A 3,446-nucleotide genomic window follows, 5' to 3' on the forward strand; every position below is an offset into this window, starting at 1 on the left:
CCGCGTCCCCGATGTCAGGCCAGCGGCTCGTGCGCTGTCCCTGCGGAGGCATCAAGGCCCGAGGGCGCCCGCTGCCAGGAGTGCGGCCAATGACCCATCTGTACGAAGCCCTGTGGGAGCGGCCACGACGCGCGCCGGTGCTCGCGTTGTCACTGGTGCTGGGTGGCCTCGTGATCGCCCTGCTCAGTGTGGCGCTGCCCGCCGGCCAACCGGCCGCCGCGCTGCTGCTCGATCATCAGGCCGGATCGCCGCCGGGCTATCCCTTCGTCTATCCGTTCACGGTGCAGAATCTCACGCATCTGATCCTGTTCCTCGGACTGGGCGAGATCTTCTGTCGCTGGCGTGACGCCGCGTATGAGCACGCCTTGATCGCCGAGGGTCTGCTGCCGCACGCCTATGAAGTCGTGCTCCAGTCGCACGACTTGCCCGCCATCCGCGCACGGGTCGCCGATCGGCACGACGGCGAGCGCGGATTTCTGCCGGGGCTCATCGATCTCTGCATCCTGCAATTCCAGGCCAGTCGCTCGGTCGATCAGACCGTGAGCGTGCTCAACAGCAGTCTGGAGCTGCTCGGCCATCGCGTGGATCTGCGTTACGCCCTGTTGCACTATCTGGTGTGGGTGATCCCGACGGTCGGTTTCATCGGCACCGTGATCGGCATCGCGCTGGCCATGTCCCTGATCGATCCGAGCGCCGCCGGTCAGCCGCTCGGCGAGATCGCCCGCGCGCTCGGGGTGAGTTTCTACACCACGTTGGTGGCGCTCGCCGAGAGCGCGATCCTGGTGCTGTTCCTCCATCTGGTTCAGGCCCAGGAAGAGCTGGCCGTCAACCGGGCCGGACATTACACGCTGGTCAACCTGATCAATCGGCTCTATGCGGGTTGAGCCCGACGCGCCCTCGCGCGACTGGCCCGAGGCGCATCCATCGGGTTATTGACCTCGGCCCTGGGGCGCGGCTAGGGGCTGGGATGGCGACCTGGACTCCACCGCCCGACGGTAGCACCGCACCTCGCCCCGTGGCGTCAGTCCGCAGACTTGTCCGTCGAGGGCCAGCGCATGCGCCCGCGACCCGGCGCGCCAGGCGGCTCCGCCGATCGTCGGCGCGCGGGTATTCTGCATCCTGCAATTCCAGGCCAGTCGCTCGGTCGATCAGAGCGTGAGCGTGCTCAACAGCAGTCTGGAACTGCTCGGCCATCGCGTGGATCTGCGTTACGCCCTGTTGCACTATCTGGTGTGGGTGATCCCGACGGTCGGTTTCATCGGCACCGTGATCGGCATCGCGCTGGCCATGTCCCTGATCGATCCGAGCGCCGCCGGTCAGCCGCTCGGCGAGATCGCCCGCGCGCTCGGGGTGAGCTTCTACACCACCCTGGTGGCGCTCGCCGAGAGCGCGATTCTGGTGCTGTTCCTCCACCTGGTTCAGGCCCAGGAAGAGCTGGCCGTCAACCGGGCCGGGCATTACACGCTGGTCAACCTGATCAACCGGCTCTATGCGGGTTGAGCCCGACGCGCCCTCGCGCGACTGGTCCGAGGCGCATCAATCGGGTTATTGACCTCGGCCCTGGGGCGCGGGTAGGGGCTGTGATGGCGACCTGGACTCCACCGCCGGACGGTAGCAGCGCACCTCGCCCCGTGGCGTCAGTCCGCAGACTTGTCCGTCGAGCGCCAGTGCATGCGCCCGCTGGGCGGCGCGCCAGGCGGCCCCGCCGATCGTCGGCGCGCGGGTATGGGTGGCGTAGCGCGGCAAGGGCAGGCGCGTCGGCCGTTGGTGCGCGTGCGCGAGCTGGACGGCGTCAGCGGCCTCCTGCTCGCAACGGCTATCTCCGAACGGCTGCTGTCCTTGGGCGATCCTGCTGCGGGCGCCGCCCTGTCGTCCGGCCATCGCCCACCCTCCGACCGGCGCCGAGCGGCTGGCGCGCACGAAGGCGTTTGGCCGCTCGAGCCAGTGGACTCGGCTGGAGGTCACGACGCCACCGTTGCCCGCCTTCGAGCGCTCGCTGGTCTTCCACGAACGGCAGGGTTTCTCCATCAGCGGCGGGCGAAAGCTTAAGGTGGCGCTGTGAGGACGGACGGCGACCTGGGGCGGGATGAGGCGTCTCCCAGGCAGGGGCCTTGATTTCAGGCGCCGAGCACGAGCCGCACAACACCTATTCTTGCTCGTGGCACACCCCGACTTCACGAGCACATTGCCTCGGCGGGGTCGGCGTCGGCGGTGCTGGCCCCAGCCCCAGCCCGCGGGCGGGCGTGGGTGATGTTCACCGTCTCCACGCTTGGGAACCAAAACGGGGCGCGGAGCGGCTAAGATAGTTGACGCGATCAATCATAAAGCGTGCTGCAAAGAGGTGGCCCAATGACCCTGGATGATGTATTGCATGACATCCATGCCATGCGCGAAGACCTGCTCGTATTCGAGCGCAAGTACGGCGTTCCCACCGAGATGTTCTACGAGGCCTATCGCACTGGCGAAGAACCGGCGGACTCGTCATGGGTCTTGGACTGGAGCGAATGGGCCGCGTCCTATCAGATCCTTCAGGAGCGCCTGGCACTGTTTGGCGATGAAAGCCGGCGCTTGCTCCAATCGGCGCAGGTCACGAGCTATGTCGATCTGATGGAACGCACCGCCCGCCATGAATCCATTACAGTCTCTCGCTGACTACGAGGCGTTCATCTACCAACTCGGCAGCCAGTTTGCAGCCATTCGGCGCTCGACCCTGGTGGTGGTTCGTCGCGGCGCGACCGTGGCGGTCCTGAGAGGCGAGCTGGAATTCGACCAGGGCATCCGCCTGAACGTGCGCGAACGGCTGACTTTCGAGCACTCGCCAGGCAGGATTCGCGAGTATGGCTATGAGGTCTGGCAAGATAGCCAACTGCTCTACTGGTACGACTCGCAGCCGCACCCGGATGATCCCAACCTCGCCGCCACGCATCCTCACCACCGGCACATCCATCCGGATATCAAGCATCATAGGGTTCCCGCCCCAGGGTTGACTTTCAGCAGCCGAACATTACGCGATGTTCGACTTTTTCAGTCCGTCACCAACCCCTCGAACTGGAGATCTGGCCGGCCAAGTGAGCGATTCAGGAAAATGCAGAGGGTATGCGATAAGACCTTGCGTGCCATCCGACTCGTCAAGTGCCACAGATCCCGCGCCCGGATTTTTTCAAAATGAAACCGTTCCGTGAGTTGCCCAATGACGGTTTCAATCCGGCGGCGCGTCGTCGTCAGGCGCGGCACGGCGCGGGGGTTTCGGGAATCTGGCCTGTTCGTCCGCACGGGGGTTTGCAGGTCGATACCCTCGCCGACGAGTTCGTCTTTGAGAGATGACCCCGTTGAAGGAAATCATCAGATGACCATGAAACCCGTAGTAGTACTCTTGCTTGGCCGCACAATACCCATACCCTACCTCACCGGCAAACACGCGACAGCGCGGCGCGCGGGTGATCACA

5 protein-coding genes and 2 pseudogenes are annotated in these 3,446 nt (G+C 65.2%); 4 read left to right on the forward strand and 3 right to left on the reverse strand.

Features of this window, described 5'->3' with window-relative positions; translation table 11 throughout:
- The first annotated feature begins 89 nt into the window (after nucleotides 1-89).
- Nucleotides 90-884, forward strand: coding sequence for a MotA/TolQ/ExbB proton channel family protein (locus tag CKO27_RS23490; RefSeq protein ID WP_200377336.1), 795 nt, complete (start codon nucleotides 90-92; stop codon nucleotides 882-884).
- A 45-nt stretch (nucleotides 885-929) separates the two neighbouring features.
- Here CKO27_RS23490 and CKO27_RS23495 read toward each other — a convergent pair whose 3' ends face one another.
- The gene (locus CKO27_RS23495; RefSeq protein ID WP_200377337.1) at nucleotides 930-1,118 is read right to left on the reverse strand and encodes a hypothetical protein; all 189 of its coding nucleotides are present in this window, start codon (nucleotides 1,116-1,118) and stop codon (nucleotides 930-932) included.
- A gap of 1 nt (nucleotide 1,119) precedes the next feature.
- Here CKO27_RS23495 and CKO27_RS23500 point away from each other — a divergent pair, with 1 nt between their 5' ends.
- A complete protein-coding gene (locus CKO27_RS23500) occupies nucleotides 1,120-1,500 on the forward strand; it encodes a MotA/TolQ/ExbB proton channel family protein (RefSeq protein ID WP_276570205.1) in 381 nt (126 codons plus the stop codon).
- A 45-nt stretch (nucleotides 1,501-1,545) separates the two neighbouring features.
- Here CKO27_RS23500 and CKO27_RS23505 read toward each other — a convergent pair whose 3' ends face one another.
- Complete coding sequence (locus CKO27_RS23505) at nucleotides 1,546-1,881, reverse strand: hypothetical protein (protein ID WP_200377338.1); 336 nt, start codon at nucleotides 1,879-1,881, stop codon at nucleotides 1,546-1,548.
- A 468-nt stretch (nucleotides 1,882-2,349) separates the two neighbouring features.
- Here CKO27_RS23505 and CKO27_RS23510 point away from each other — a divergent pair, with 468 nt between their 5' ends.
- The gene (locus tag CKO27_RS23510) at nucleotides 2,350-2,652 is read left to right on the forward strand and encodes a hypothetical protein (RefSeq protein WP_200377339.1); all 303 of its coding nucleotides are present in this window, start codon (nucleotides 2,350-2,352) and stop codon (nucleotides 2,650-2,652) included.
- Nucleotides 2,627-3,004, forward strand: a pseudogene (locus CKO27_RS24815) (toxin-antitoxin system TumE family protein); the annotation flags it as partial. The gene CKO27_RS23510 and the pseudogene CKO27_RS24815, both read left to right, overlap by 26 nt.
- A gap of 20 nt (nucleotides 3,005-3,024) precedes the next feature.
- Here the strand turns inward: CKO27_RS24815 and CKO27_RS24820 are convergent.
- Nucleotides 3,025-3,446, reverse strand: a pseudogene (locus tag CKO27_RS24820) (transposase family protein); the annotation flags it as partial.

Source organism: Thiocystis violacea (genome assembly GCF_016583575.1).
Taxonomy (GTDB): Bacteria; Pseudomonadota; Gammaproteobacteria; order Chromatiales; family Chromatiaceae; genus Thiocystis; species Thiocystis violacea.

What these genes read in the sequence shown, in the direction of transcription:
- CKO27_RS23490 (WP_200377336.1), top strand. Translation starts at nt 90, where the DNA reads ATGACCCATCTGTACGAAGCCCTGTGGGAGCGGCCACGACGCGCGCCG.
- CKO27_RS23495 (WP_200377337.1), bottom strand. Translation starts at nt 1,118, where the DNA reads ATGCAGAATACCCGCGCGCCGACGATCGGCGGAGCCGCCTGGCGCGCC.
- CKO27_RS23505 (WP_200377338.1), bottom strand. Translation starts at nt 1,881, where the DNA reads ATGGCCGGACGACAGGGCGGCGCCCGCAGCAGGATCGCCCAAGGACAG.
- CKO27_RS23510 (WP_200377339.1), top strand. Translation starts at nt 2,350, where the DNA reads ATGACCCTGGATGATGTATTGCATGACATCCATGCCATGCGCGAAGAC.